Origin of the sequence: Ketobacter sp. GenoA1, assembly GCF_003671475.1 — a bacterium.
Taxonomy (GTDB): domain Bacteria; phylum Pseudomonadota; class Gammaproteobacteria; order Pseudomonadales; family Ketobacteraceae; genus Ketobacter.
In genome coordinates this window covers 476,322-500,120 of the sequence record NZ_RCHM01000042.1, presented here as the reverse complement: position 1 = coordinate 500,120, position 23,799 = coordinate 476,322, and the positions used below count along the sequence as shown (strand labels likewise).

Below are 23,799 nucleotides of genomic sequence, written 5' to 3'. Positions count from 1 at the left end.
AGCATTTTCATTGACCACGATTCACACAAACCCTGATTGAGTGTCCAAATCAGATGGGTAAATTGGCCATTCAACGCCCCATACGTCGCAACGACTGTGGGCTGAAGTAACCTTCTGTTGGTGGGTCTTGCCCGAAACGGATGGCCATGCCATTGGAGTTATCCATGTAGGCGGCAAAGTAGCGGCCCGAGTCCAATTCATGATTGGCGGCCAGGGCCCCCCAGGTGACGGGCACATGGTAGTAGCCAACCAGATAGGATACATGCACTCGCCACAGTTCACCGCGCGCATCATACTGATCCGCCTGCACGATACTCCAACTGTCTTCATCAATGTAAAAGCGGCGCTTGCTGTACAGGTGACGCACGCCCGCTTTACTGGTTCCTTCGACAACCCACACCCGATGCAGCTCGTAACGGGTTAAATCCGGGTTGATATGGCCTTTCTGCAACAGCTTCTTGTCATCTTTGGTGGCGTTGCTCAAGCGAAAATTATTGTAGGGTATGTAGAGTTCCTGCTTACCGATGAATGCCCAGTCAAAGCGGTCCAGAGCACCGTTGAACATGTCCACTTCATCGGCGGTAATCAGGTTATCCGCACTGGGTACCGGCATATCATACTCAATGGACGGCGCCCGCCTTACCCGGCGGGTACCTGTGTTATAGACCCACGCGCTGCGCGGCTCTTTGATTCTGTCGATGGTTTCATGTACCAACACGCCACCGCCGGCCAAACGACTGGGCTTGCGGATAAAGGCCATGTAGTAGGAAAGTTTGTTGTCCAGATCCTGCCATTGCTTAGTGCGATCGTAATAAACGAAATACGCCTCCTGGGCCGTGGACACCAGCGAGTAGCTGCCATTGGGCTGCACAGGGGCTTCAGAAATATCGGCTTGGACATGAATCCCGCGCCACCGGGTCAGGTGATTCCATAGAATCCTGACCGCATCCACCTCACCCTGGGCATTCAAGGGCACCGGAAAGGGAACACCGCCCACGGCCTGCTCAATGCCATTACCTTCATTCACCAAACGGGCACTGCCATGATTGCGGGCAATGTTGTCATAAACCCACTGTGGTGCGGCGGCGGTACGATGGCTGGGATAGACCGGCAAGGCATAGGAATCGGGGTAACGCTCCAACAACGCACGCTGCCCCGGGGATAACTGGTCCCGGTACTGAGCCAGATTGGCGGCGTTGATGGTGAACAAGGGCTTTTCTTTCTCGAAAGGATTCTCAAGCTTATCTTGCAGCGCCGGCATTTGATCCGGCGTCAAGCCACCGGTCCACGGGGGGATGGTTCCGGCTTCATTGCCCTTCAGTTCGGCACCATAGGGGGTCAACTCCTTGCCCAACGCCGAGGTCTGGGCAACGGCCGGGATAGAGGCGAACAAACAGATTGAGGCCAACAACAGCCCACTTCTTCTCATCAACATTCCCACAATACCTCATGCCAGGCCAAGCCTGACAATCGATTCGCACTGTTCCAATAATGATCGCCAACACGGGCTTTCCTAAACGCTTCCCTTGTGCCACCGGGCGATAATAGACGTAGTTTTAATAATTTAAGTCGAAAAAATCGATATTGTCCTATTTTCGACGCATTTTTGACTCTGCGGCCATTGTAAATGCCGCCATAAAATAACCAATCACACTGATCAAAACAAATACTTATTCATCCTAAGAACAAGTAATCTTATGTTTATTACCCGAGGCGCTTAGCGCAGTATCCCGCGCCTACTGATTCAACGCTTTGGTAACCACTTCGTATACATCCGGTGAGAGTGGCTCGGCTTTAATGCGTTTCAATTGCTGCTTGATCAAATCCGCCCGGACATTGTCATAATTCGCCCAACGAGTCAGTATGGTGGCCATCCTCGATGCAACCTGGGGATTGAGTTTATTCAGGGTAATGATCTGATCCGCCAAAAAGCTGTAACCGGAACCATCCACCTTGTGAAAATTCACCGGGTTGTTATTGCAGAAGGCACCGATCAACGCACGAATCTTATTGGGATTGGTCATCTCAAAGGCCTCATGCTGCATCAGGGCCTTGACGTTTTCCAGCGTGTCGTTTTGTGGCGAGCTGGCCTGCACCATAAACCACTGATCCACCACCAACGATTCCTGCTGCCATTGCCCGTAGAAATCAGCAATCACCAGTGTTTTCTCCGCGCGGTCGGAATGGGCCAAGGCACGAAATGCGGCCAGTTGATCCGTCATGTTACTGGCCTGATGATATTGCTGCTGGCATAAATTGGTTGCCTCGTCATCAGCCAACGACATCAGATAACCCAGGCAAACGTTACGCAGGCTGCGCCGGGCCACGGCGTTCACTTCATAATGATACTCTGTGTCCACCGGACAACGGCTGATGACCTGCTGCAATTCATTCTTCAGGCCCTGCGCCAGCATGCGCTTCAGCGCTTCCCGGGCGTGGTGAATGGCATCCACCTGCACCGGCTTGGGCAGGAGTTCGGCCAGAAATTGCTCGGTGGGCAACTCCAACATCTTGGCCACCATGGCCTGATCAAGGGATTCATCTGTCAGCAGGATCCGAAAAGCATCCAACAGTTGCTGATCCACTGCCAGTTCACTGCCCTTGCCATAGGCTGCCATCAAATCTGTTAATACCAGTACGGTAAGGCGCTGCGCTGCATTCCAGCGATTGAAACCATCACTGTCATGGGACATTAAGAACGCCAGCTCACGACGGGACTGGTCAAAGGTCAGTTTCACCGGGGCAGAAAATCCGCATAACAGGGATGCCACCGGTTGGTCATGGATTCCGGTAAACACGAAGGTCTGCTTTTCCTGTGTCAGTTTCAGCACCGGATTATCCTCATCGAGGCGGCTACCATCGGCTAACTGCAATGGCAAATCCTTGCCATCCGCGCCCAGTAATCCAATGCCCACCGGTATCAACAAGGGGTGTTTATCCGGCTGACCGGGTGTGGGCGGAGTGTGTTGTTCCAGTGTTATTGAGAACTGCTGGTTGCCGGCATCGTATTCCGTGCTGGCCGTAAGATGGGGCGTACCCGCCTGGGAATACCAGAGCCGGAACTGCGTCAGGTCAACGCCGTTGGCATCTTCCATTGCCTGCACAAAATCATCACAGGTTACCGCCTGCCCGTCGTGACGTTCGAAATACAGGTCCGAGCCTTTGCGGAAGCCATCGCTGCCCAACAGGCGATGCATCATGCGCACCACTTCCGCGCCCTTTTCATACACCGTCATGGTGTAAAAATTGTTGATCTCGATGTAACTGTCAGGTCGGATCGGATGGGCCATGGGGCCGGAATCTTCTGCAAACTGCAGGGTCTTCAGCATGTTCACATCATCGATGCGATTTACCGTGGCAGACCCCATGTCAGCCGAGAACTGCTGATCGCGGAACACGGTAAAACCTTCTTTCAGACTCAGCTGAAACCAGTCGCGGCAGGTAACCCGATTACCGGACCAGTTGTGAAAGTATTCATGGGCAATCACGCTTTCCACTCGCTGAAACCCCATATCAGTGGTGGTTTTCGCACTGGCCAGGACACAGGATGTGTTGAAAATATTAAGCCCCTTGTTCTCCATCGCCCCCATATTAAAGTGGGAAACGGCCACGATCATGTAAATATCAAGATCGTATTCCCGTCCGTACACTTGTTCGTCCCAGGCCATGGCACGCTTGAGGGAGTCCATGGCGTGCGCGCACTTATCCAGATCCTGCGGCTCCACAAAGAGCTGCAACGCCACTTCACGGCCACTGCAGGTAGTGAAGGAATCTTCCACCATGGATAAGTCACCGGCCACCAGTGCAAACAGGTAGCAAGGTTTCTTGAACGGATCTTCCCAGATAACATAGTGACGCCCCTGCGCCAGATCACCCTGCTCAACCGGATTGCCATTGGACAGCAACACGGGATACGCCTGTTTATCCGCTTCTACCCGCGTGGTGAAACGTGCCATCACATCCGGTCGATCCAGATAGTAGGTAATTTTGCGGAAGCCTTCCGCTTCACATTGGGTGCAGTACATCCCTTTGGACACATAGAGGCCTTCCAGGGAGGTATTGGCTTTGGGATTGATGCGCGTCATCGTCAACAGAGTGAAACGCTCCGGACACCCGGTAATACTGAGTGTTTCTTCTTCAATTTGATATCGTTCCCGCGCCAGGGCCTCGCCATCCAGTTGAATTGCCAGCAATTCGAGATCCGCACCCAACAGTTCCAGTGGCTGCGAGCGGGCATCCGGTACATCAGGATTGGCCCGCACCGCCATATGACTGACCACGTCCGTGTATTCATCATAAATGCGCACGTCCAGGTGAATGGTGTCGATCAGATAATTGGGGGCTTTGTAATCAGATAGGCGAATGGTTTTGGGGGCGTTGTTTTCTTTCATGATGACGGGACCCGAAGCTGACAGCAACGGCCGTGCGGCCGCTGCTTGTGAAATGTTGGTTTGTTCTGCAGTATGTATGACTGCAATGAATTTAACAACTTAGCGGAGAATGGCATGGCGCTTCCAGCACCACTGACAGCATTGATCAAAACTCATCAGCTTGCCAACGTATTATGCGTTGGTTATACGCCCGATGAAAGTGTCAGCCAAGCCAGTTCAATCACTCAGGTTTCCACAGACAATCTGATGGAAAATTCGTTCCTGAAACGGGTGGATCTGGTGGCACTGAGCCAGTCCGCCCTCGATCTGGACGATGCATCCCGCAATGCGGTCATTGCAAAATGCCGCGATCAACTGGCGCAAAAAGTCTTGCTGGAACTGACCCTGGATGACCGGGGTATGACTGAAACCGAATGCCTGGCACTGGGCTTTGTGCGTTGCGCCCTCACTGAACGGAACCGTTACTATCTGTTCGACCTGAAAACCTACAAACCCGTGCCGGACTGGCTCAACCCCAAATTCTGGGCCAACCCCCAGAACTGGGATCGCTACCGCTGGTAGCCCGGCGTCATGGCGCGACCGAAGGCAGCCATCAGGACAGCATTATGCTGCTATTGGAGAAACTTAACGGGTTGCTCGGGCGGGGCTGAATCATCGCACATCTCCCCCTCATCTTTGCTACCGCGGTCGATGTAACCTACCCGCTCCTGGACGGCCAGATTCTTTTCGCCATAGGCGATGATGGCCTGCATCACATGTTCTTTCTGCTCGGGCGTCAGGCGGTTGCCGTCTGCCCACTTGCCGAGTTCCAGGGCCCGTAGCAGGGATTGATAGGTTTCAGGGGTGATCGAGTCAATCAGCGCATCGAAGTTCATCACTACAAATCCATCACTGTCTGCAATCTGTTAATCAAAAGGAGGCCTATTGTAACACAGCCAATGACCGGAATTAGTGCTGCAACGCCACCGTCAAGGGTGCCGGCGCACCCAACGCAATCCCTTGATATTCAATGGGAAGTGAATTACCCAGGGTTTCCAGCTGGCCGTCTGTTTCGATGTTCTTCACAATCACCCGCATTCCCAGCCCCGTGGCAAACCGGGCAATCCCGTCGATAAAGGCAGACTCCCGGCTTTCCCAGGCCAGGCGCTCGGTAAATACAGACGACAACTTGATGGTATCCACCGGCAGGCGCTGCAGGTACATCAACGAATAACGGCTTAAGCCATAGTCGTCAATGCAGACCCGCAAACCCCGTTGCTTCAGCGTATTGATCAGGATCAGGGCCTGATCAAAATCATGGGTAATGGTGCTTTCCCGCACCTCGAATTCCAGCTGTCCCAGCAGCCGGCTGTCATCCGCAGACAGGGCGTTCAGGGCATTCATCAAGGCCGGTGAATAAAACTGTGCCGAACTCAGATTGATGGACACCACCAACTGAGCGCCATGCTCGTCGCGCAACTCCCGCAATGCGGACAAAGAATGACGCAACATCAAACTGGTTAACAAATCCAGCAGGCCGGCCTTCTCACACATGTTCACAAACTCGGCCGGTGCCACCATCCCCATCTCCGGATCCATCCAGCGCGCCAGCGCCTCATAGCCGGTGACCCGGTCCCGCTGCGGGGAAAAAACAGGTTGCACGAACACTTCCAAGGCATCGGTTTCGAAAGCCTCGCTGAGACGGGACACCACATCCAAGGAAGATTTCAGCTCGCTCTCTTCGGTCATCATGGTATCCAGTTCCGGTGTAGCCTGACGGTCCACTTTCTGCAGAAGTTCCGTGGTAATCAGGTTGGTTTTGGCCATCAGGTTATAGCAGTATTCCAGCGAGCTCAGAATCGCGTTGACCTGCACCGCCATGTCAGCAATCTCATCCCGCCCCTCGGTGGTGACACGCCCGCTGAAGTTGCCGGATTTCATGATGTGACGGGATTGCGAGAGCAGCACCTTGAGCCGCTTCCAAATTGGTCGGTAATACAGCGACCACACCAGCACACCGCACACCGTTGCACTCACCAGAATGGACAGCCACCAAATGTAGGGGGTGGAGGACAGGGTTTGCAACGGGCTCACCGACACATAAACCGGTTTACCCACCAGCGAAGGCAACATAACGGTTGCCGCGCCCAGACTGCCACCGGCATCGTTCATGGAAGTTGCGCTCAACCCCAACTGATAATCCAGCTCGTCAGACAGGCGCAACAACCAGTCATCCAGAAACACCGCTGCCACCGAGCGCACACTGCCCTGCTCCTGAATCACCATCAACATGACCTTATCCCGCCAGTAGGTAACACCGGCATCAGCCTGGCGGGGTACTTTCAGAAAGCCGATGATACTGGTCAGCAGGCTATCGACGTGCTCTTCCGGGCTCAGCGTGGTTTTGAATTGCAACAGATCCTGCTGGTCAAACACCAGGCGAACATCCACATCTGCGGGTAAGGTGCTGAACTCGATACCGGGGTTCTCTGCCAGCCATTGAAGGTGATTCTGTAAATCCGCGAGAATAACATCGAAGTTACGCTTCACCAGACGGGCTTCTTTGTCGGCGGGCGTCTGGGTCGCCAGATTATGTACCCAGGCACTGATCAGTACGCTGGCCAGCGTCATGAGAATCCAGAGTATGAATGCGGAAGTTTTCCCCTTCAGCTGCATAAGAGACCTGTAGAATTATCGTGGTAGGCAATCGCCCCTAATTGTAGTAGATAACCACTAACCCGCACTGTTCACCCACATAAAAGCATCGTTTTTCAAATCGGTTTCCGCCCCCATCCGGTAGGCAACCAATAAACCATTCTTTACCGCACTGTAATCCAGACAGGCCAGGTTACTGCGCAAGATGTGGGGTTGCCCTTTACACCAGTAATGACCGACAAAGAGCGGCTTTTGATCCGCGCCATACCTCAGCAGGCGACTGTGTTCCTGTTCTGTCAGAGGTTGATCCGCCAGATCATCCGGCAGACCGTCCGGTTGAAACACCACATCACCATAGGTTTTGGGGGCCTGACTCCAGAACTTGGTACGAAACCGACTGCGTCTGACACCATCGGATCCCAACAGCGTCTGCCCATTGGGCAATTCCATTTCCATGCCTTTAAGCAAACGCTCTACGATCCGGTTGGGTTCTGTGGCCGGCAACATACTCTGTGCCAGAAACGCCTGATCCTGCAACACTCGCCCATCATGCACCTGCGCCGCTTGTGCGATACGCATTGGATCCCAACAGGCATGCACCACCCGAAAGTATTTGAATTCCAGAAAAATCGGACACTGACGCAACCAGTGAATCAGGTCTTTCCATTCCTGTAAGTGAAAACGGTAATCTTCCAGACTGGTTTTCAAATGACCGCCAAGCCGCCGGTACAAGCGCTGCAGACGTGGAGTCACCGGCTCATGGCATAACGAGGAATAGGCCACTGCATTAAACTCATGATTGCCCAGCACCATATAGGCCTGATTCGCATCCACCATATGACGCACCAGCCGCATCGCCTGCCGAATACCCGGCCCCCGATCAATTATGTCACCCACAAACACCGCCTTGCGCCGCGGATGATGCCACACATCCTGGTGTTGGGAATAACCCAGGGCCTGCAACAACCGGATCAGGGCATGGGCACAACCATGCACATCGCCAATCACATCATAGCCTTCAAGGGCGGGATCATCCGGAATCAAAGCACCTCACTCCAGCCCAACTTGGAACGGCAGGCTTCATAAAAACTATGGGTTTTTGGATGCAACAGTTTCAGGGGATGGGAGCGCTTACGGATGTACAACCAATCTTCCGGCTCCACCATCAACCCACCCTGACCATCACAATTTAACAACGGCTTGAAATCGTTGGTGGGTGAAACAAATATTTTTATCTCACTATTGCCGTCAATAACAATCGGACGACTACTGAGGGTATGCGGAAACATCGGCACCAGGACAATCGCATCCAGCCGGGGATGCATAATGGGGCCGCCACCGGACAGCGCATACGCCGTGGAGCCGGTGGGAGTGGACATAATCAGGCCGTCTGAGCGCTGGCGATAAACGAAATCACCATCGACATATAACTCGAATTCCAGCATCTTCACTGAATTACCGGAATGGAACACAACATCATTGAGGGCCGAATTCTCCCCCATCATTTTGCCATCGCGGCGGATCTGCGCCTCCAGCAAAAAACGATGTTCCACCGTATACTCTCCCTGCAGGACCTCATCCATGCGCGCTTCGATTTCAGTTGGGTGAATATCCGTGAGAAACCCCAACCGCCCCCGGTTAACACCCAGTAAAGGCACCTTGTGTCGGGCCAGATCCCGTGCCGCCCCCAACAGGCAACCATCGCCTCCCACCACAATTACCAGATCACAGGTTTCGCCCAGGATTTTTCGATTGGCACGCTGATGGGCGCCGGCAGCAATATTGCTGGAGGTGGCGTCGTCCAGAATCACATTGATGTTGCGGCTATCGAGATAGGCAAGCAACGACATCAGTGTTTCCTCTACCTGAGGATTCACACCTGGCCGACCAATCAAGCCAACCGTTCGAAAGGGTTCGTTTTTCTGCATGCCACTACTCGCTGGGAATAAAAAATTAAGTCAGTGTGTGATGGGAAAGCCGCGCCGCCCCTGCAACCCGCCACTGTGTACAAACAAAACACGACTGCCACAGGGTATCATTGATTCGCTTATCAAGTCCTGTAAAGCCATCATTGCCTTACCGGTATAGATCGGGTCCAGCAACAAGCCTGTATTGTCTCCAAATCCGCGGATAAAACTCAACAGGTCCGGCGTCACTTTGCCGAAGCCACCAAAATGATGAGCCTGATCCAGGTACCAGCCGCCGGCGGGGAGCCCCCGCATTCGCCGGGCCATGTCCTGCTCCACCCAGGCACCTTTCAACGCCGAGACACCCACCAGTTTAACGGAATCCGGCAACGCCTGGCGCAAGCCGGCAAATGTGCAGCCGGTACCCACTGCCACCACAACATGGCTGTATTCACCGGCAACGGCATGGGCTTGCAGCAACATCGAAGCCGCGCCCAGCTGGCCCAGCTGGTTATCACCGCCTTCCGGGATCACCCAACGCAGATCGGCAGCCAGTTGCCGGGGCGCTTCGCGGTAATACCGAAACTGTTGCCGGCTGACAAATTCCAATTCCATACCCAGCGCCTGTGCTTCAGCCAGCATGGGATTGGCCGCTGTATCCAGCTCGTTGCCACGGACAATGCCGCAGGTTTTGAAACCCAGCAAACCACCCACATAGGCCAGGGCATGCAGGTGATTGGACCAGGCACCACCAAAAGACAACAGCTCACGACAACCATCACGCTGTGCCTGCAGCAGATTATATTTGAGTTTGAACCACTTGTTACCGGATACCACCGGATGCAGTTGGTCTGCACGCAACACATCCACCTGCACAGAGCAAGCTTCAAACAGCGCATAAGACAGGGTATCAATGTCCAGTGTTGCCAGTAATCCACTTGCCTGTAAACGGGGGTCAGCCGCCAGCGCCGTTTCAAAGCAGGCAACCTGTTGGCTCAAAGGGGTATCTGGGATGGGCATGAATTTCGGGGGTGACGGATCAGCAGCATGGGTCCGCCATTATAACAGACTGCCACAACGGCAGACAGATCAGCCGCGAAAGGTCACCACGTTGTCACCATAAGAGCGTGGTTTGTGCTTTTCACAACGGTCAGAGTCGCCCACTACAAACTGGCTGGGTACATCAACCCGCCCGATACGGCAGCCGCATTTCTTGTCGCTGGACAACGGCGCCTGGCACTCTGGCTTTTGATAGTGATCGAGCCAGGTACGATAGTGCTCTTCCGATACCAGGCATTTATTGGCCGCATAGGCAATGGGATTTTCCATATAGGAAGGCATGTCCGACAGCAGGATGGACACATGGCCCGCCCCGGGGTGGAAAGCAATAAAGCTAACCCCCAGTGCCTCCAGCCTTTCCAAAAACTTGTCTCCACCTTCATGCACCAGACGAATTTTATCCTTGCGCAAGTGGGTGAGTTCCTCCCGCAACTGCTTCGCCACATCATGACGATACATCAGCTCCATATTGCGCAATTCAATATCTTCCTTGAGCTTGGCGGTTTCTTCCTGAATTTTCTGTTTCATCTGTTCCTGATATTGTTTACGCAAGGCTTCCACTTCCGCCTTTTCCGTCTGCTGGGCCGCCTGCAACTCCAGTTGCCGGGTCCGCTTCATGGTTTCCAGCTGCTTGCGCTGCGCCTCATTCTGCTCCCGCAGGGCAATATTCTGCGCATGCAGTGATTCATGTTCATTACGCAAACGGGAGACTTCCTGGCGGGCCAATTCCAGTTCTTTTTCCAGTTTGAGCCGGGTACCCTGCAGTTCAAGTTCAGCCTCATTTTTGAGGGTTTGAATATGCAAACGCTGCTGTTTGATCAGGGCCGCGATTTTGTTGCGGTGCTCCTGTTCCAAGGCGGCAAGCTGACTTTCCGTCAGGCCGGAATCATCGCTATCCCAACCGGAATTAATGGTGTCGCCCCCCTGCCCCCACTGCTGCGGACGCGATGCCGGCGGCTGGCTTGGCGGCATTCCCCAGTTGGGCGGCGCTGCCTGGGGCGGTGCCTGCACCAACGGCGGCTCCGGCTCACTGCTGGTGGGCAGGCACAGCCGGTTCTCCGCGATGGCATCTCGCAAGCGCACAAACGTATTGGATTTAGGGGACATATCCGGATCCCAGAGGGATGAGGCATGCCAGGCCACGGAGCACTGGGATTTGCAGGCCAGCTTGATCGCCCCCGCGCCCATATCCGGGCCGCTGCCACCGGTATCCGCCAGGTGTCGCAACGGCAGATTCCAGGCACGATCAGCATAACCCTGCCGGTCGAACCCTACTTTGAACAGCACTGCGGCGGTCACTTTCAAACGCCCGTTTACCACCACAAACACGGCTTTCAGGGTGTCCCCGGCAAAATCATCCATGCCCACCACCCCATCCAGAATGGCTTCAAACTCGGAATAGGTCATCTCCTTGGAGACAGCTCCATCCTCGAAAAATACTACAGCCTCATTAGAGTATGCTGAATCTAGCATGGTCGGGGCCCAACGCGCCTGTTATTCAATCTGCTCGGTGTTCGATACTGGGAGCCAAAAACTTCACGGCCTAATACAATCAGTGTAGCCGTGTTTTCGGCCGCTTCCTCATTCTAGTGCAGGCCAGCCCCCCAGGCAGTGACTGCCAAAGCACCGTAAGTGTGAACACCTGCGCAAAAAACGTTCAAAGATCAAAACCACAAACACCAGCAATATGCATATATAATGCTCCCTTACATTAAGATGTTCTGATAAATCGAAGGTATTAATGAAAATCGGGGACACCACGGCACTGTACGTTAACCAACTGTTGCAGGTAGCCGAACAGGTCGGCGCCGACTGTGAACAGCTGCTGGCAGACGCCGACCTTAATCCAGCGCAACTGCTGGACGACGACAACCGAATCGATCTGACCTACCTGATGCGGCTGGGGCGGGGCGCCATTCGCCAGAGCGGCCGGCCGGATATCGGGCTGCTGCTGGGTCAGAACAGCCGTATCAGCAGTCTGGGGTATGTGGGCCTGGCGGCAATGACCGCCCCAACACTGGGTGAAGCCCTGGCCATTGTGCTGAAATACGAACATCTCAATAGCCAATGCTACCGCGGCACCAGTCAACTCCAGGCAGAAGGTGCCCAAACCGCCATGGTTTTTTACTCCATCGCGCCTTACAACGCTTACACCTGTTTTGTGGTGGACGGTGTACTGAGTGCCTGGGCGAAATTGCTGCAGCTGCTTTCAGGACAGTGCGGGTTGGTTCAAAAGGCAGAAATCGAATTTGATGCCCCCAATTATGTGGGCGATTACCAGCGGGCCTTTCAATGTGAGGTGCGTTTTGGGGCGCCTCGTAACGCCATTGTACTTAACTCCTCTGACCTTGAGATCCCTCTGCCGGAGGCCAACGGGCAACTGCATGCCAAGTTACTGCGTAAATGCGACCAATTGCTCAATCAGATTGCCTTGGCCGACAGCTACCGCAACAAGGTGCTGAAAGTACTGGGCACCATGCTCCATGGGCAAACGCCGTCCATCGATGAGGTTGCACTGACATTGGGCATGCCCAGTTGGACCCTGCGCCGCAAATTGAAAGAAGAGGATTCTGCCTACCAGTCGCTGGTGGATGAGATGCGGCGGGACGTGGCCATGAGTTACATGAAAAACACCGATCTCACATTCGGTGAAATTTCCTATCTATTGGGCTTCTCGACCCCCGGGGCTTTTCAGAGAGCGTTCAAACGCTGGTCGGGCCAAACCCCCGGCGAGTTTCGTAAATCACTGATTAAAAAACTAAAATGACGCCTTGAGATCACATCTCAAAGGCGTCATCCACTTCATCATCAAACTCGAACTCATCTGTATCCAGCAGTTCGTCCTGATAGTGTTCCATGGTTACTTCCTCCGTTTACTGAAACAGCATTGCTGCAATTCCCATTCAAGGATCGCGCCAGTTTTTCATGGGCCATTTTGAATGCAAACCAAGTAAACAGGATCAGAATGACAATTGTGTGAATGCAAACGAGTGCTGAAGAAACTTTAAAAACGGGGTACGGGAATAACTGACTGGTAGTGAGGAACAAACTTGACCGGAAGCTTCAAGATCAATGGTTTGCTCTCGGAAACAAACCATTGCTTGAAAGTTGGCGGAGCGGACGGGACTCGAACCCGCGACCCCCGGCGTGACAGGCCGGTATTCTAACCAACTGAACTACCGCTCCGGATTTGGTGGGTGGTACAGGGATCGAACCTGTGACCCTCGCCTTGTAAGGGCGATGCTCTCCCAGCTGAGCTAACCACCCGAGAAGTGGGCGCCATTTTACGAAATTCCCGGATGCTGTCAAACGTTAATTCGAAAAAAACTGAAATAAATTCGCCATGTAAGTGTCTACTTCGCTGTTTCCGCACATTTTCTGTGCAAGAGAGCTAACTTATTCATTTTATTTATTTTTTAACTCCTGCTGCTGGATAAATTGCTGCGCTTCTGAAAAGGAAAAGCTACCTGACACCTGTTCACCACTGGGCTTCACCACCAGATAATGGCGAACGTCCAGCTGCAATGTAACAGGGTTGATTTCGCCCTCCTCCAGGATCACATACCCGGTACTCCCATAGGGATGACCATTGCCAATCATATCTGCTGCTCCAATCTCAAACCGTGGCCAATAAAAAAGCCGCCCAAAGGCAGCTTTTTATCAGACTCGCCTGGCAGCCGGCAATCAAACTGCGGCAATTTCAGACTGCGCTGTGGATTCTTTCAATACGGCGTTCACTGCCACTTCAACCACCGCATCGGAATGCGCCAGAATCTGTTCAGGACAGCTGGCATCAACGCCATACAGGGCTTTGACCAGCGGTGCCATCGAGAAGAACTGACTGGCCGACGCTGTAAGTAACATAATCAGCTGCGGAAACGGTATGTCCTTCATCCAGCCTTCGGCAATACCCTTCTCATAAATCACATGGAACTGATTAAGCATGGGCTTGAGCCACTCATCAACCATCCATTGCAACCTGGGGGATTCCTGCACACCTTCACGCATGATGAATTGCCCATACTGAGGGTAGCGCGCCACAAAAGACACGTAGCTTCTGATCATTTCGATGAGATAACGTCGATCATCTTTCTGCGGTAAGGTTTTAACTTCAGCAGCAAATTCTTCGGAAAGACGGGAAAACAAGCGTGAGATTGTTGCCTTCCAAAGCGCTTCCTTGTTCTTGAAATGATAGTGGATAAGAGGTTGAGTGATTCCCGCAACTTTGGCGATCTGGGTGGTCGAAACCCCCTCGAATCCCCGCACTGCAAACAGCGATTCCGCTGCAGACAGTATTCGTTCTCGTGCGTCGGGCCCCCGTTCAACTGAAAAACCGCTATCGCCGGGTGTAACGTCCGGTGTGTTCATAGCCAACCACCTATTATTTTTTTTGTTTTATCGATTTTGGTCAGAGCTTTCCTGCCCCGTTGCGCAGCCAGGTGGCCACGTACGAAAGCCCTGCTTATATGAGCGACTTAATATATGCTCACTTCGAATACTATCAGTATTCAGAAAAGTGACTCGAGCCTAGTTTTGTAACTTTATTAAACCTATTGTGACGTAAAGCAACAGACTCACAAGCAGGCACAAAGCAGGCCCTATTAATTGGAATATCAGGCCAACTACCGGCATATTCCGCCAGGAAACCAGCGCCGGCAGAGGCCCTATCGGCTTTATCCCTCTTTTAGCGCCAGAAAAAGCGCTTGTTCGGCCATTTGCTGAATATCCATCTGACCCCCGGGTTTATACCAGTAGTGGGACCAACTGATGGCACCGGCCAGAAAACGCCGCAATATAAATACATCCCGCTTTGGATCCACCAGGCCGGCAGCCTGGCACTCGGCGAGGGTATCCAACCAGATTCGCTCATAGTGGGAACGCAGCTCCAGAATATAAGCCTGGCTTTCAGGCTTCAGACAACGCCACTCAAAAATCAGCACCGCCATGGCCTCCCCGGTATCGCCGTTAATGGAAACCAGTTCGGAGCGAATCAACGCCAGCAGTTTTTCACGGGGGTCGCTGGATTGCGCCATGTCCTCCCGCATGCGATCCGTATTGAAGTGAATAACCTCTTCCATCACACAGCGCAGAATCTCTTCCTTGGTTTTAAAGTGATGAAAAATACTGCCTGACTGAATACCCACTTCCTGCGCCAGGTCGCGCACCGTCGTGCGCTCAAACCCCTTGTTGCGGAACAAGTGGGCCGCCGCCGCCAGTAACCGGCCGCGTGGAGTATCATCCATACCATTGGGCAATTTTTCAGGGTTATTCATCATTCATCAAAACCTGTTTTTTCAAGCAGTTGCCTACTGTACTGTGAAGGAGTGCCTTTTACCCCAGCGCTTTACAAATTTCCAGAAAAAGAAACCTGACCTCTTTACAAACCAAGCGCTTGCTTGGTAGTGTAAACAACCCAACAAGAAACTCCAAGGATTACTGAGGGAGCCCTCTATCCCCATGGCAGACAAAATCGTAAAAATAGGCTGTGCCGCCGCCTTCTGGGGCGATACAGAAAGCGCCGCCGCCCAGTTGATTCGCCAGGCTGATCTGGATTATCTGGTGTTCGATTACTTGGCGGAGATCACCATGTCCATCATGGCGGGCATGCGCATGAAGGATAGCAGCGCCGGTTTCGCCACTGACTTTGTATCCACTATTATGGCCCCCCTGCTCCCGGAAATTGCCGCCAAAGGCACCAAAGTTGTCACCAACGCCGGGGGTGTCAATCCGCAAAGTTGCGCGACAGCGATTCGTGAACTGATCCAAAAATCCGGCTTGTCCTTAAGCGTTGCGGTGGTCCAGGGCGATGACCTCATGGCACAGGCAGCAGATTTCAAGAAGGCAGGGGTTACCGAAATGTTCACCGGAGCGCCAATGCCCTCCTATATGGTGAGCATGAATGCGTACCTCGGCGCCCCCGGCATTGTGGCCGCGCTGGAAGCGGGAGCGGATATTGTGATCACCGGTCGCGTGGTGGACAGTGCCTTGGTCCTGGCACCGTTGGTCTACGAGTTCGGCTGGCGCTGGAACGACTACGACAAGCTGGCACAGGGCAGTCTGGCCGGGCACATAATAGAATGTGGCGCACAATGCACCGGCGGTAATTTTACCGACTGGCAGCAGGTGCCCGATTACCACAACATGGGGTTTCCCATTGTAGAATGCCATGCCGACGGTCAGTTTGTGGTAACCAAACCGGACCATACCGGGGGGCTGGTATCACCGGCCACCGTGGCAGAACAACTGGTGTATGAAATCGGCAATCCCCATGCCTATTATCTGCCGGATGTGATTTGTGATTTTACAGCGGTTACCCTGCAGCAACAGGGCAAACACCGGGTGCGGGTCGCCGGAGCCAAAGGCCTTCAACCCACGGATCAGTACAAGGTGTCTGCAACCTATCCTGATGGCTTTCGAATCACCGCCACATTTATGCTGGCGGGCATCGACGCCGAGAAAAAAGCGCAGCGTGTCAGTGCAGCACTGCTGCAAAAAGCCGGCACCCTGTTCGCTGCACAAGGGCTGCAAGACTTCAGCAAAACCAACGTTGAAATACTGGGCACTGAAACCACCTATGGAGCCAATCGACGGGTCGGCAATCCACGGGAGGTCATCGTCAAAATCGCCGCCAATCATCCCGATAAAAAAGCCCTGGTCATGTTCTCTCGTGAAATAGCCCAGGCTGCCACCGGCATGGCTCCGGGCATCACCGGTATCGTCGGTGGTCGGCCCAAGGTTTCACCGGTAATTCGTTTGTTTTCCTGCCTGATTCCAAAAACCACGGTCAACGTCAAACTGGAAGATGAGAGCGGAATTCAAAACGTTTCCGTTGATACCACACCCCACGATTTCAATGAACCGGGCCCGGCTTGCGAAGCGCCCGCAATCGCTGCCACCCCTCAGACGGTGCCATTGGTAACACTGGCCTGGGCCCGCAGTGGGGACAAAGGCAATCACGCCAACATCGGGGTGATTGCGCGTAAAACTGAGTACCTTCCCTTTATCAAGGCCGCTCTCACTGAGGCTGCTGTCGGTCACTACATGCGCCACACATTCGACGACCAAGCCAGCGTCAAAGTCTGGGAATTGCCCGGAATATCAGCATTGAATTTTTTGCTGGAAAACAGTTTGGGTGGCGGGGGCATCTGTAGCCTGCGCATTGATCCTCAGGGCAAGGCCTACGCGCAACAGCTACTGGATTTTCCCGTGCCCGTGAGTCAGGAAATCATTCAATCACTTTCTAACAGCCAGGATTAGAATAATGGGATATCGATCTGTATTTCATGCAGAATTATTCAAGAATAAAACGATTATCGTCACCGGTGGTGGCAGCGGAATCGGGCGTTGTACAGCCCACGAAATTGCCTCGCTGGGGGCCCACGTCACGCTGGTGGGGCGCAAAGTTGAGAAGCTGGAAAAGGTTCAAAGGGAAATCATCGAGGATGGCGGCCGCTGTGATTTTCATGGCTGTGATATTCGTGATGAAGATGCAGTAAAAACCCTGGTGAGCCAGGTCGTTAAAGAGCATGGCGCTATCCATGGCCTGGTGAATAACGCAGGTGGCCAGTTTCCCTCCCCCTTGCTGGCAATCAGTAAGAAAGGCTGGGATGCGGTCATTGCCACCAATCTGACCGGGGGCTTTCTGATGGCACGGGAGGTGTTTAATCAGTCCATGTCGCAACAGGGTGGGTCCATCGTCAACATCGTCGCCGACATGTGGAACGGCATGCCCGGCATGGGCCATTCCGGTGCCGCCCGTGCGGGTATGGTCAACTTCACGCAAACCGCCGCCTACGAGTGGGGTGGCGCCGGAGTGCGGGTTAATGCAGTGGCCCCCGGCTGGATTATGTCCAGCGGCATGGAAACCTATCCGGACAGCTTCAAGAGCGTACTGAAAACCCTGCGTGCCGCGGTGCCCCTGGGCAGGATGGGCAATGAAGCAGAAGTCAGTTCAGCAATTTGCTATCTGCTCAGTGACGCAGCCTCCTTCATCAGTGGTACAACGCTGCGCATTGACGGCGCGGCTTCCCAGGGTAATGTGGCCATCATGCCCTTGCAGGCCCATGATAAGAGCAAGCCCTATGATGGCTTCCACCGGGAAATCATTCCCCCCCTGTTCAAAACCGACGAGACACCCTAACCATGCCGATTCTGGAAACCGAACTGAACGTCAACAGTGACGAATTCAAGGCCAACCAAATCCACATGCAAGGCTTGGTGAATGAATTTCGTGCCATTGAGGACACCATCAAAGCCACGGAAGAAAAGGCCCGACCCAAGTTCGAGAAGCGTGGCCAATTGCTGCCCCGAGAACGCATAGAGCACCTGTTGGATACCGGCTCCCCGTTTATGGAACTGATGTCCCTGGCGGGTTATCAAATGCATGATGATAAAGATGGCAGTACGGCAGGCGGCGGACTTATCGCGGGAATGGGTTACGTTGCCGGGGCACGCTGTCTGGTGGTGGCCAACAACAGTGCGATTAAAGGCGGTACCATTTCCCCTGCCGGCTTACATAAATCCCTGCGCCTGCATGCGATCGCAGCCCAGAATAAGCTGCCCATTGTCACGCTGTCGGAAAGCGGTGGAGCTAACCTGAATTATGCCGGTGAAATTTTTGTGGAAGGCGCACGCAGCTTCGCCAACCAGGCCCGGCTGTCCGCCGCGGGCATTCCGCAAATAACCGTGGTACACGGCAACGCTACCGCCGGGGGTGCTTACCAACCGGGATTATCAGATTACATAATAGCAGTACGTAATCGCACCAAAATGTTTCTGGCCGGCCCCCCCCTTCTCAAAGCCGCCACCGGCGAGATCGCCGATGATGAATCTTTGGGTGGCGCCGAGTTACACGCGTATACGGCGGGCACTGCTGAATACCTGGCAGAGAACGACGCGGACGGCATTCGCCTGGCACGGGAAGTGATGAAAAAAATTCCCTGGCAGGAGCAGCTACCGGTATTCCGGGAAAAGTCCTACAAACCACCCCGCTATGATGCGGAAGAACTGCTGGGGGTGGTGCCTCAGGACGCCAGGCGCCCTTACGACTGTCGCGAGATCATCATGCGCATCGCCGATGATTCTGACTTTCTTGATTTCAAAAACGAATACGATACACAAACGGTTTGCGGTTGGATTGAGATCAAGGGCCACACTCTGGGCGTGATCGGCAACAACGGCCCCATTACCACCGCCGGTGCCAGCAAAGCGGCGCAATTCATCCAGCTCTGTGACCAAAAACAGGTTGCCCTGCTGTTTCTGCATAACACCACCGGCTTTATGGTGGGCACTGAATCAGAACGTAACGGCATCATCAAGCATGGCTCCAAGATGATTCAGGCTGTAGCCAACGCCCGGGTCGCCAAATTCTCTGTGGTGGTGGGGGGTTCTTATGGTGCCGGCAATTACGCCATGTGCGGCCGCGGCCTGGATCCGCATTTCATTTTCGCCTGGCCCAACAACAAAACCGCGGTCATGGGTGGTGCCCAGGCCGGTAAGGTACTGCGCATTGTGGCAGAACAGAAGCAACGCAGCATGGGCCTGGAGCCGGATGAGAAAGTGCTGGATATGCTGGAGCAAACCACGGCCATCAATCTGGAAAAACAATCAACCGCTTTGTATGGCACAGCACACCTGTGGGATGACGGAATCATTGATCCGCGCCAGACCCGAAATGTTCTGGGCTTTGTTCTGGACACCCAGAGAGAGGCCAAGGCACGGCATTTACACAACAACAGCTTCGGCGTCGCTCGCCTGTAACCATCAGGTTGAGCTGAACATAACACAACATAACCATGTTGAATCGATATTAGTCTGAGATTGACTGTGAGGAACCCATTATGAAATTCACCCAGGAACATGAAGAATTGCGCCGTACCGTTCGCAATGTGGTGGAGAACGACATCAACCCCAACGTGGAAGAATGGGAGACAAAACCGCCGTTCCCAGCCCACCGGCTGTTCAAAAAACTGGGTGACCTGGGCTTATTGGGTATCAGCAAGCCGGAGCAGTACGGCGGCATGGGCCTGGATTACTCTTATAACCTGGTGGCGGCAGAAGAATTTGGCCGCGCCCACTGTGGTGGTGTGCCACTGGCCATCGGTGTACAAACCGATATGGCCACCCCTGCGTTGGCACGCTTCGGCAACGAGGAGCTCTGCAAAGAATATCTGGTTCCGGCAATAACAGGAGAGATGGTGGCGTCTATTGCCGTCAGTGAACCCGGTGCAGGTTCCGATGTGGCCAACATTAAAACCACAGCCAGCAAACAGGGCAACGATTACGTTATCAACGGATCAAAAATGTGGATCACCAACTCCACCCAGGCCGACTGGTATTGCCTGCTGGCCAACACCAGCGACGAAGCCAAACACAAAAACAAGTCGCTGATTCTGGTGCCCCGTGATGCCGCGGGCATTTCCCTGTCGCAACCGTTGAACAAACTGGGCATGCGTTCTTCCGACACAGCCCAGGTATTTTTTGACAACGTCAGGGTACCCCAGCGCAACCTCATCGGAATGGAAGGCCAGGGCTTCATGATTCAGATGATGCAGTTTCAGGAGGAGCGTATGTGGGGTGCGGCAAACGCCATCGGCGGCCTCGATTCCGTCATCAAGGCAACTATCGAGTACACCCGGGAGCGGGATGCCTTCGGACAGAAACTTATCGATAATCAGGTCATCCATTTCCGATTCGCTGAACTGCAAACCGAAGTGGAAGCACTGCGGGCACTGGTGTACAGCACTTGCGAACAATACATCAACGGCGGCAATCAGCAACACCTTCTGCAGCTTGCTTCCATGTGCAAATTGAAGGCCGGACGCCTGGCCCGGGAAGTCACCGACGGTTGTCTGCAGTACTGGGGCGGCATGGGCTACATGTGGGACAATCTGGTAGCCCGCTCCTACCGTGACAGCCGGCTGGCGTCCATCGGCGGAGGTGCGGATGAAGTCATGCTGGGCATCATCTGCAAAACCATGGAAATCTTTCCGGGCAAGACAGCATGAATTACGAAACCCTGAAGGTAGAACAGCGGGATATGGCCTTATTTATAACGCTGAACCGCCCCCAGGCACGCAATGCGATGAGCCTGCGCATGGTGGACGAGCTGAACCGGGTTTTCCAGCAGGCGGAGCAAACCCCTGCCATTCGCGCTATCGTCTTGCGCGGTTGCGAGGGCCACTTTTGTGCCGGTGGCGATATCAAGGATATGGCAAGTGCCCGGACACAGTCGGCAGCGCACGATGAGGGCGGCAAGGATCCTTTTTATCAACTCAACCGCGCGTTCGGCCATATGCTGACCCGGGTGAACCACGCACCGCAGGTGGTGATCACCGTGTTGGAAGGTGCCGTGCTGGGAGGTGGTTTCGGCCTCGCCTGTGTATCGGACATTGCCATCACCTCTGACCAGGCACAGTTTGGTTTGCCGGAAACGGGGCTTGGCGTTGTCCCCGCGCAGATTGCACCCTTTGTGGTCACTCGAATCGGCCTGACTCAGGCACGCCGTCTGGCGCTGCTGGGAGAACGGTTCAACGGTGAAGAAGCCGTGCGCCTTGGCATCGCCCATTACCTGTGCCGTGCCGACAACCAGATAGACGAAACCCTGAGTCAGGTGCTTGCGAAAATCAAACGGGCGGCACCACAGGCCAACCGGGTCACCAAGGCGCTTTTGCACCAGGTTGGCAGCATCGACATGGAGCCGTTACTGGACCAGGCCGCGCAGCAGTTTGCCGCCGCAGTCCACAGTGAAGAAGGTGCGGAAGGTACCCTGGCATTTGTGCAAAAACGCTTGCCCAACTGGGCCCAGTAATCGATTTGGAACCTGGTAATATGTCTGAATTCAACAAGATACTGATTGCCAATCGCGGCGAAATCGCGGTTCGGATTATACGTACCGCCAAAAACATGGGGTATTACACCGTTGCCGTTTACAGCGACGCAGACACCCATGCGCTGCATGTGCAACTGGCGGATGAAGCGGTTCACATCGGCCCTTCACCAGTGGGTGAGTCCTACCTTCGGATCGACAATATCATTGCTGCTGCCAAAGCCAGCGGCGCAGACGCCATTCATCCCGGCTATGGCTTTCTGTCTGAAAACAGCGACTTTGCGGCCGCCTGCGAAGAAAACGGTATTTGCTTTATCGGCCCGCCCGCACAGGCCATTTTGCTGATGGGCTCAAAGCGACAAGCCAAACTGGCGGTGGAAAAAGCCGGTGTTGCCACCGTGCCCGGCTACGATGGTGCCCAGCAGGACATCGCCACACTGGCCCGACACGCCGCGCAAATCGGCACACCGTTGATGATTAAGGCTTCTGCCGGAGGGGGCGGCCGCGGCATGAGACTGGTGGAAGATCTCAGCCAGGTTGAAGCCGACCTCAACTCCGCCCGCTCCGAAGCAGAGCACGCGTTCGGCAACGGCGAGCTGATTCTTGAACGGGCCGTTATCAACCCCCGCCACATCGAAATTCAGATATTTGCCGATCAACAGGGTGACTGCATTCATTTGGGAGAGCGGGACTGCTCGGTGCAACGCCGCCACCAGAAAGTGGTGGAAGAGGCCCCATCCCCCTTCGTATCCCCAGCGTTGCGCAAAGACATGGGGGCAGCCGCCGTGAAAGTGGCGCAGCTCTGCAACTATGTCGGTGCCGGTACTGTGGAGTTTCTGGTGGACGCCGAAGAAAACTTTTATTTTCTGGAGATGAACACCCGCCTGCAGGTGGAACACCCGGTTACCGAAATGATTACCCACCTGGACCTGGTGGAATGGCAGCTGCGGATTGCTGCGGGCGAGCCTCTGCCCTTGCAACAGGATCAGATCACACTGGATGGACACGCCATCGAAGTCCGGCTTTATGCCGAAGACGCCTATCAAAATTTCCTGCCGCAAACCGGCCGGGTCCATCTCTGGCACACTGAGCCGCAGCACGGGGTTCGCGTTGACAGCGGCGTGCAAAGCGGCACCCTGATCAGCCCATTTTACGATCCCATGCTGGCCAAGATCATCGCCCATGGCAAAGATCGCGCTACCGCCATTCGCAAACTGGACCGCGCCCTGGGCAACAGCGTAGTACTGGGTACCGAGACCAACAAGCCGTTCCTACGGCAGTTGATTACCCACAATCAATTCAAGTCCGGCCACGCCACGACCGGATTCATCGCTGAGCACCCGGCAGACTGGTTACCGGCCAACGCCCGCGACGAACAATCCGGTGCCTGCCTGGCCGCGGCATTATTGCACTCATGCGGTAATCACAGTGGGATCGATGGCACGACCCGAATCACACTGCGCGGGCGCCGGCAAAGTCACCTGATCCGGGTAGAAGGAGACCGGGTACTGACCGTCACCTGTGGTGATCGCTGCCAGCACATTGAGCTGCACCGCAACGGCCCGCGGGCAACCGTCCGGCTTCACAGCGTTGGTCAACCGGTGGTGAGCCGCATTGTTTATTACCATATTGATGATCAGACCCTCTATAAGACCCTGTATTTGGATAACGGCTTCACTGCGCAGCAGTTTGTCGACATCACCCACGCACCACCGGACAAAGCCGCCCATAAAGGCTCGGGCAAAGTCCTGGCGCCCATGGATGGCAACCTGATGACGATCCAGGTGCAGCCCGGTGACAAAGTCAAACAGGGTGACATTGTTGCCGTCGTAGAAGCCATGAAAATGGAGCATCCGCTGCGGGCCACAGTGAGCGGTCAGGTCGAGAAGGTAGTTGCCCAGCACGGCGACCAACTCAAGGCAAGGCAACTTATCCTGTTGATAACTGAGGAAAATAATCCTGAGTAGAGACAAAGGGCAGC

General features: G+C 54.3%; 19 protein-coding genes and 2 tRNA genes. 8 read left to right on the top strand and 13 right to left on the bottom strand.

The annotated features are described in order from the left end of the window. Positions 1-70: 70 nt before the first annotated feature. Together D9N13_RS16410 and pepN are read right to left on the bottom strand one after the other, a co-directional pair. Complete coding sequence (locus D9N13_RS16410) at positions 71-1,435, bottom strand: DUF1329 domain-containing protein (RefSeq protein ID WP_290592271.1); 1,365 nt, start codon at positions 1,433-1,435, stop codon at positions 71-73. A 301-nt stretch (positions 1,436-1,736) separates the two neighbouring features. Further along, positions 1,737-4,391, bottom strand: a complete 2,655-nt coding sequence (gene pepN / locus D9N13_RS16405; RefSeq protein WP_290592269.1) for an aminopeptidase N — start codon at positions 4,389-4,391, stop codon at positions 1,737-1,739. 114 nt (positions 4,392-4,505) lie between these two features. Between pepN and D9N13_RS16400 the strand changes: the two genes are divergently transcribed. Then, positions 4,506-4,952 (top strand): DUF6231 family protein, encoded by a 447-nt coding sequence (locus D9N13_RS16400; RefSeq protein WP_290592267.1) that lies wholly within the window; start codon positions 4,506-4,508, stop codon positions 4,950-4,952. 50 nt (positions 4,953-5,002) lie between these two features. On the opposite strand, the gene D9N13_RS16395 is transcribed toward D9N13_RS16400, so the two are convergent. From D9N13_RS16395 to D9N13_RS16370, 6 genes are all read right to left on the bottom strand, one after another. After that, complete coding sequence (locus D9N13_RS16395; RefSeq protein ID WP_290592265.1) at positions 5,003-5,266, bottom strand: YeaC family protein; 264 nt, start codon at positions 5,264-5,266, stop codon at positions 5,003-5,005. A gap of 73 nt (positions 5,267-5,339) precedes the next feature. Continuing rightward, positions 5,340-7,001 carry an EAL domain-containing protein gene (locus D9N13_RS16390; protein WP_290592263.1) on the bottom strand — a complete coding sequence of 554 codons (1,662 nt, stop codon included), beginning with the start codon at positions 6,999-7,001 and terminating at the stop codon, positions 5,340-5,342. A 102-nt stretch (positions 7,002-7,103) separates the two neighbouring features. Continuing rightward, the gene (locus tag D9N13_RS16385; protein ID WP_317622530.1) at positions 7,104-8,066 is read right to left on the bottom strand and encodes a metallophosphoesterase; all 963 of its coding nucleotides are present in this window, start codon (positions 8,064-8,066) and stop codon (positions 7,104-7,106) included. Beyond that, a complete protein-coding gene (locus D9N13_RS16380) occupies positions 8,066-8,953 on the bottom strand; it encodes an NAD(+) kinase (protein WP_290592259.1) in 888 nt (295 codons plus the stop codon). Before D9N13_RS16380 ends, D9N13_RS16385 begins: the two co-directional genes overlap by 1 nt. A 30-nt stretch (positions 8,954-8,983) precedes the next feature. Further along, entirely contained in the window at positions 8,984-9,931 is a 948-nt protein-coding gene (locus tag D9N13_RS16375; protein WP_290592257.1) for a 1-aminocyclopropane-1-carboxylate deaminase/D-cysteine desulfhydrase, read from the bottom strand. Positions 9,932-10,021: 90 nt separating this feature from the next. Continuing rightward, positions 10,022-11,464 (bottom strand): hypothetical protein, encoded by a 1,443-nt coding sequence (locus D9N13_RS16370; protein WP_290592255.1) that lies wholly within the window; start codon positions 11,462-11,464, stop codon positions 10,022-10,024. A 268-nt stretch (positions 11,465-11,732) separates the two neighbouring features. On the opposite strand from D9N13_RS16370, the gene D9N13_RS16365 reads away from it, so the two are divergent. Next, positions 11,733-12,758: an AraC family transcriptional regulator gene (locus tag D9N13_RS16365; protein ID WP_290592253.1), complete on the top strand. Its 1,026-nt coding sequence runs from the start codon at positions 11,733-11,735 to the stop codon at positions 12,756-12,758. Between the two features lie 342 nt (positions 12,759-13,100). Here D9N13_RS16365 and D9N13_RS16360 read toward each other — a convergent pair. From D9N13_RS16360 to D9N13_RS16340, 5 genes are all read right to left on the bottom strand, one after another. Then, positions 13,101-13,177 (bottom strand) — tRNA-Asp (locus D9N13_RS16360). A gap of 5 nt (positions 13,178-13,182) precedes the next feature. Then, a tRNA-Val gene (locus D9N13_RS16355) sits at positions 13,183-13,258 on the bottom strand. 138 nt (positions 13,259-13,396) lie between these two features. Continuing rightward, positions 13,397-13,591, bottom strand: a complete 195-nt coding sequence (locus D9N13_RS16350) for a hypothetical protein (RefSeq protein WP_290592251.1) — start codon at positions 13,589-13,591, stop codon at positions 13,397-13,399. An 84-nt stretch (positions 13,592-13,675) separates the two neighbouring features. Continuing rightward, a complete protein-coding gene (locus D9N13_RS16345) occupies positions 13,676-14,359 on the bottom strand; it encodes a TetR/AcrR family transcriptional regulator (RefSeq protein WP_290592249.1) in 684 nt (227 codons plus the stop codon). Between the two features lie 305 nt (positions 14,360-14,664). Continuing rightward, positions 14,665-15,267, bottom strand: coding sequence for a TetR/AcrR family transcriptional regulator (locus tag D9N13_RS16340; protein WP_290592247.1), 603 nt, complete (start codon positions 15,265-15,267; stop codon positions 14,665-14,667). A 181-nt stretch (positions 15,268-15,448) separates the two neighbouring features. On the opposite strand from D9N13_RS16340, the gene D9N13_RS16335 reads away from it, so the two are divergent. From D9N13_RS16335 to D9N13_RS16310, 6 genes are all read left to right on the top strand, one after another. Beyond that, positions 15,449-17,248, top strand: a complete 1,800-nt coding sequence (locus D9N13_RS16335; RefSeq protein ID WP_290592245.1) for an acyclic terpene utilization AtuA family protein — start codon at positions 15,449-15,451, stop codon at positions 17,246-17,248. A 4-nt stretch (positions 17,249-17,252) separates the two neighbouring features. Continuing rightward, the gene (locus D9N13_RS16330; protein WP_290592244.1) at positions 17,253-18,131 is read left to right on the top strand and encodes an SDR family oxidoreductase; all 879 of its coding nucleotides are present in this window, start codon (positions 17,253-17,255) and stop codon (positions 18,129-18,131) included. Between the two features lie 2 nt (positions 18,132-18,133). After that, positions 18,134-19,750, top strand: coding sequence for an acyl-CoA carboxylase subunit beta (locus tag D9N13_RS16325; RefSeq protein WP_290592242.1), 1,617 nt, complete (start codon positions 18,134-18,136; stop codon positions 19,748-19,750). A gap of 80 nt (positions 19,751-19,830) precedes the next feature. Then, positions 19,831-20,997 carry an acyl-CoA dehydrogenase family protein gene (locus D9N13_RS16320; protein WP_290592240.1) on the top strand — a complete coding sequence of 389 codons (1,167 nt, stop codon included), beginning with the start codon at positions 19,831-19,833 and terminating at the stop codon, positions 20,995-20,997. Next, positions 20,994-21,800, top strand: a complete 807-nt coding sequence (locus D9N13_RS16315; protein ID WP_290592238.1) for an enoyl-CoA hydratase/isomerase family protein — start codon at positions 20,994-20,996, stop codon at positions 21,798-21,800. The genes D9N13_RS16320 and D9N13_RS16315 overlap by 4 nt, the downstream gene beginning before the upstream one ends. A 20-nt stretch (positions 21,801-21,820) precedes the next feature. Further along, on the top strand, positions 21,821-23,785 hold the full coding sequence (locus D9N13_RS16310) for an acetyl/propionyl/methylcrotonyl-CoA carboxylase subunit alpha (RefSeq protein ID WP_290592236.1): 1,965 nt from the start codon (positions 21,821-21,823) through the stop codon (positions 23,783-23,785). Positions 23,786-23,799: the final 14 nt, after the last annotated feature.